Source organism: Variovorax sp. YR752 (assembly GCF_943372545.1).
In genome coordinates, this window is record NZ_CALRZC010000387.1 from 1 (window position 1) to 4,273 (window position 4,273).

A 4,273-nucleotide genomic window follows, 5' to 3' on the forward strand; every position below is an offset into this window, starting at 1 on the left:
TTGCCGTGGCACGCCGCAGTGCGGCCGGCCAGCCTGCCGAGGCCGAGATCTGGCTTGGCGATTCGCTGGGCGAGATGGCCCTGTACTACGGCCTGGCCGATGTGGCTTTGCTGGGTGGCAGCTTCGAGCCGCTGGGCGGACAGAACCTCATCGAGCCGGCGGCCTGCGGCTGCCCGGTGGTGATGGGGCCGTCGACCTTCAATTTCGCCGAGGCGGCGCAGCTGTCGCTCGCGGCGGGTGCGTCATTACGCGTCGAGGGCATGGAGCAGGCCGTGACGGCCGCGCTCAAGCTGGTCGAGAACCCGGAGCGTCGCGCCGTGATGGCGCAGGCCGCGCTGGCGTTTTCGTCGTCGAACCGCGGGGCGGCCGAGCGCACGGCGACGGCGGTGCTGGCGATTGCGCAGGCGGCAGAGCCGGTGACGACGCCGGTGGCCGGTGACAACAACGTGCCACCGCCCGAAGCGGCGCGGGCCGAGCCCACGCTGGACTGACTTGGTGTTGGCTCCTTCCCCTTCCGGGGGAAGGCTGGGATGGGGGCGAGCGCCCAACGAGCGCTGCAATGGGTTCGAGGCCGTCGTGCCCCCACCCCGACCCTCCCCAGCGGGGGAGGGAGAAAAACCAATCAGCGCACCGGCGGATTCAGGATCACCGGCGGCGGCGGTGCCGATGGCATCGTCGGCGCGGGCGGGTTGAACGGCTGCACCGGCACCGGCGGCACCACCGGAATGGCCGGCGGCGTCACGGGCACCACGGGCGCCCCCGTCGTCGCGGCAGGCACTGCGGGCGTGCTGCCGTTGCGCGCCAGCGTCGCGTTGATCGCGTTCATGTCATCGGTCGTCAGCGTGCCGTTGGCCTGGCGCAGCTTCAGGTTGCCCAGCAGCACGTTGTAGCGCGCCTGCGCGAGGTCGCGCTTGGTCTGGAACAGCTGGCTCTGCGAGTTGAGCACGTCGATGTTGATGCGCACGCCCACCTGGTAGCCCAGCTTGTTGGCGTCGAGCGCGCTCTGGCTGGAGGCTTCGGCGGCTTCGAGCGCCTTCACCTGGCCCGCACCCGACACCAGCCCGAGGTAGGCCGCGCGCGTGGCCTGCGCCACGCTGCGGCGCGTGCCGTCGAGCACGCTGCGCGACTGGTCTTCGAGGGCCAGCGTTTCCTTGATGCGGTTCTCGGTGGCAAAGCCCGCGAACAGCGGCAGGTTGAAGGTGACGCCGACCGTGGCGGCGTTGACGCGCGTGCCCACGGTGCTGGTGCTGGTACCGGTCGGATTGCGCGTGACGTTGTAGCCCAGGTTTGCATCGAGCGTGGGCTTGTGGCCGGCCTGCGCCTTCTGCACCTCGAGCCCGGCCACATCGAGACCGAGGCGTGCCTGCTGGATCGCCGGATGCACTTCGTCGGCCTGCGCGACCCAGGCGTTGATGTCGGCGGGTTGCGCCGTCGGCAGCACGACGGGCACAGCCAGCGGCACGGGCACGCTGCCGGGGCGGCCGACGAGCTGGTCGAGCACGATCTTCTTGACCTGCAGGTCGTTCTCGGCGGCGATCTCTTGCGCGATCACCAGGTCGTAGCGGGCCTGGGCTTCGCGCGAGTCGGTGATGGTGGAGGTGCCGACCTCGAAGTTGCGCTTGGCCGACGCAAGCTGCTCGGCCACGGCGACTTTTTGCGCGCGCACCAGGGCCAGACTGTCCTGGCTGGCGAGCACGTCGAAGTACGCCTGGCTCACGCGCATGATCAGGTCCTGCTCGGCGGTGGTGAGCACCGCCCGCGCAATCTCCGTCTGGCGCTTGCCCTGCTCGTAGGTGGCCCAGTTGGCGGGGCGGTACAGCGGCTGCGTGGCGTTGATGCCGACGTTCTGCGTGTTGAAGTCGCGCGAGGCGCTGGCGCCGCGGCTGGTGCCCGTGAGGGTGTCGATGTCCAGGTTGCTGCGGTTCACGCCGGCCGTGAGCCCGACGGCCGGCAGGATGCCGGCCTTGGCCTGCGCCGCACGCGCCAGGTTGGCCTCGTACTGGGCTCGTGCACCCTGGTAGGTGGCGTCGAAGCCGCGCGCGGAATCGTAGAGTTCGTTCAGTGTCTGGCCCTGGGCCGGCAGGGCGAGCAGGCCTGCAATGACGCTTGCGAGGGCTGCGGAAAGTGGCAGAAGCCGGGGCCTGGGAGGCATTGAACGTCCTTGGGAGCGAAAGAATCAGTAGCGCGGCACGCTCGGGTCGTGCTGCGCGGACCAGGCGTCGATGCCCCCCGCCACGTTGGCGAGCGAGTCAAAGCCGTTCTGGTGCAGAAAAGCGGCCACGCGCTGGCTGCGGGCGCCGTGGTGGCACAGGCAGGCGATGCGGGGCGCGGGCTGTCCGTCGCCGGCGGCGAGCTCGGCCAGTCGGCCGGGGATCTCGTTCATCGGGATCGCGACCAGCGTGAAACCCTGCGGCGCGACGCTCGCCGTCTGCAGCTCCCAGGGCTCGCGCACGTCGAGCAGCACGGGAGCGGCGTCGGCGTCCTGTGCGAACCAGGCGGCCAGGTCGGCGGGGCGGACTTGATCGATCATTCGGTGGGCCGCTCGATCAGAACGCGAAGCGCGAGGGCTCGGGGAAGTTCAGCAGGCGCGGTGCCACGGTGTCCCAGGGCTGGATCGTGTCCCACTTGCTTTCGCTGGTGCGGGTCACGAAATGGGCGCGCATCATGGGCTCCTCGCCGACGATGGCCGAGAGGCGGCCGCCGACCTTGAGCGAACCGAGCAGGTTCTGCGGAATGCGCGCGACCGAGCCGCTGAGCACGATCACGTCGAAGCTCGGGCCGCTGGCCAGCGGCACGGCGCCGTCGGCGTGGCGCACTTCAACGTTCGTCACGCCGTTCTGGCGCAGCGTGTCGGCGGCGCGGGCGGCCAGCACGGGGTTGATTTCGAGCGACAGCACCTGGGCCGCGCGGGCGCCGAGCAGGGCGGCCATGAAGCCGGAGCCGGTGCCGATCTCGAGCACCGATTCGTGCTTTTGGATGTGCAGGTCCTGCAGGGTGCGGGCTTCGACCTTGGGCGACAGCATGAATTCGCCGGGCACCGAGCCGTCGAGCAGCGGCAGCTCCATGTCGAAGAAGGACAGCGTGCGGTGTGCGTCGGGCACGTAGTCTTCGCGGTGAATCTCGGCCAGCAGCTCGAGGATGTCCGACTCCAGCACGTCCCAGGGACGGATCTGTTGTTCGATCATGTTGAAGCGCAAGCGCTCGAGGGTGGGCGTGGGGTTCATGGCGTGGCTTTCCTTGAAGGCTCTGGACGGGACAAACCTTCAATTTTAGGTCGCACCGATGACGCCACCGCGCCAGTCGACCATCCGGCGGCCGTCATGCGGGGCTCCCGGGGCGCACGCAGAGCCCGTGAAGCACGGTTTCGCACTGGGTGGCGATGAATTTTTCGGGGTCGAGCGCGCTCACGCCGTCGACGCAGACCATGGCCGAATGCTTCCAGAGCATGAGGAACACCATGGGCGCGACCACCGAATAGATGGCGTGGTCGATGTCCATCTGCACGAACTCGCCGCGGTCGATGCCGCGCTGCAGGATGCGGCGCAGCAGTTCGTGGCCGGGGCGCACCACCTGCTCGCGGTAGAACTCCGCCAGCTCGGGAAAATTGCCGCCTTCGCTCATCATCAGCTTGGTCAGGCCCGAGGCCTTGGTCAGCCCGACGCGCTCCCACCAGACGTTCATGCAGTAGCGCAGCATCTCGGCCGTCGTGCCCTCGAAGGCCTCGAATTCGGCGTTCCACTCCGTGAAACGGCCGCCGAGGTTTTCGACCACCACGGCCTTGAACAGCTCTTCCTTGCTCGGAAAGTACAGAAAGAGGGTGCCCTTGGACACGCCGGCCCGGACCGCCACTTCTTCCGAGCGCGTGGCGGCAAAGCCCTTTTCGACGAACAGGTCGAGCGCCGCCGCCAGCAGTTCGCCCGGGCGCGCCTCTTTGCGCCGCGCGCGCTTGGAAGAAGGCAGCGGACAGAACTTGTCGACGAGGGAACGGGGGGAGGGCATGGTGTTAATGACTGACGGGTTAGTAATGTAGTGACCGGCATCCGGCCCGTCAAGCCGCGACAATACCGGTCCCCCGCTTTTTCCAACCCCACCCGGAGCCGCGCCATGTCTTCTTCACCGTCGCCCACCGAAACCATCGTGCTCGGCGGAGGCTGCTTCTGGTGCACCGAGGCGGTGTTCGACCGGGTGCAGGGCGTGCTCGACGTCGAATCGGGCTATTGCAACGGCCAAACCGTGAATCCGACCTACGAACAGATCTGCACCGGCCGCACCG

5 protein-coding genes and 1 pseudogene are annotated in these 4,273 nt (G+C 68.6%); 2 read left to right on the top strand and 4 right to left on the bottom strand.

Annotated elements, in window-relative coordinates:
• Nucleotides 1-491 (top strand): annotated as a pseudogene (locus tag AAG801_RS40730) (3-deoxy-D-manno-octulosonic acid transferase); the annotation flags it as partial.
• Between the two features lie 131 nt (nucleotides 492-622).
• Here the strand turns inward: AAG801_RS40730 and AAG801_RS40735 are convergent.
• From AAG801_RS40735 to AAG801_RS40750, 4 genes are all read right to left on the bottom strand, one after another.
• Complete coding sequence (locus AAG801_RS40735; RefSeq protein WP_341893566.1) at nucleotides 623-2,152, bottom strand: TolC family outer membrane protein; 1,530 nt, start codon at nucleotides 2,150-2,152, stop codon at nucleotides 623-625.
• A 24-nt stretch (nucleotides 2,153-2,176) separates the two neighbouring features.
• Nucleotides 2,177-2,530: a rhodanese-like domain-containing protein gene (locus AAG801_RS40740; RefSeq protein WP_070062458.1), complete on the bottom strand. Its 354-nt coding sequence runs from the start codon at nucleotides 2,528-2,530 to the stop codon at nucleotides 2,177-2,179.
• Between the two features lie 16 nt (nucleotides 2,531-2,546).
• A complete protein-coding gene (locus AAG801_RS40745; RefSeq protein WP_101489441.1) occupies nucleotides 2,547-3,224 on the bottom strand; it encodes a protein-L-isoaspartate O-methyltransferase in 678 nt (225 codons plus the stop codon).
• Between the two features lie 94 nt (nucleotides 3,225-3,318).
• Nucleotides 3,319-3,999: a TetR/AcrR family transcriptional regulator gene (locus AAG801_RS40750; protein WP_341893567.1), complete on the bottom strand. Its 681-nt coding sequence runs from the start codon at nucleotides 3,997-3,999 to the stop codon at nucleotides 3,319-3,321.
• Nucleotides 4,000-4,104: 105 nt separating this feature from the next.
• Here AAG801_RS40750 and AAG801_RS40755 point away from each other — a divergent pair.
• Nucleotides 4,105-4,273, top strand: a 169-nt coding sequence (locus AAG801_RS40755) for a peptide-methionine (S)-S-oxide reductase (protein ID WP_341893568.1), incomplete at its 3' end; no start/stop codon positions are given.

Coding starts and splice junctions, on each gene's coding strand:
- AAG801_RS40735 (WP_341893566.1), bottom strand. CDS start 2,152: ATGCCTCCCAGGCCCCGGCTTCTGCCACTTTCCGCAGCCCTCGCAAGC.
- AAG801_RS40740 (WP_070062458.1), bottom strand. CDS start 2,530: ATGATCGATCAAGTCCGCCCCGCCGACCTGGCCGCCTGGTTCGCACAG.
- AAG801_RS40745 (WP_101489441.1), bottom strand. CDS start 3,224: ATGAACCCCACGCCCACCCTCGAGCGCTTGCGCTTCAACATGATCGAA.
- AAG801_RS40750 (WP_341893567.1), bottom strand. CDS start 3,999: ATGCCCTCCCCCCGTTCCCTCGTCGACAAGTTCTGTCCGCTGCCTTCT.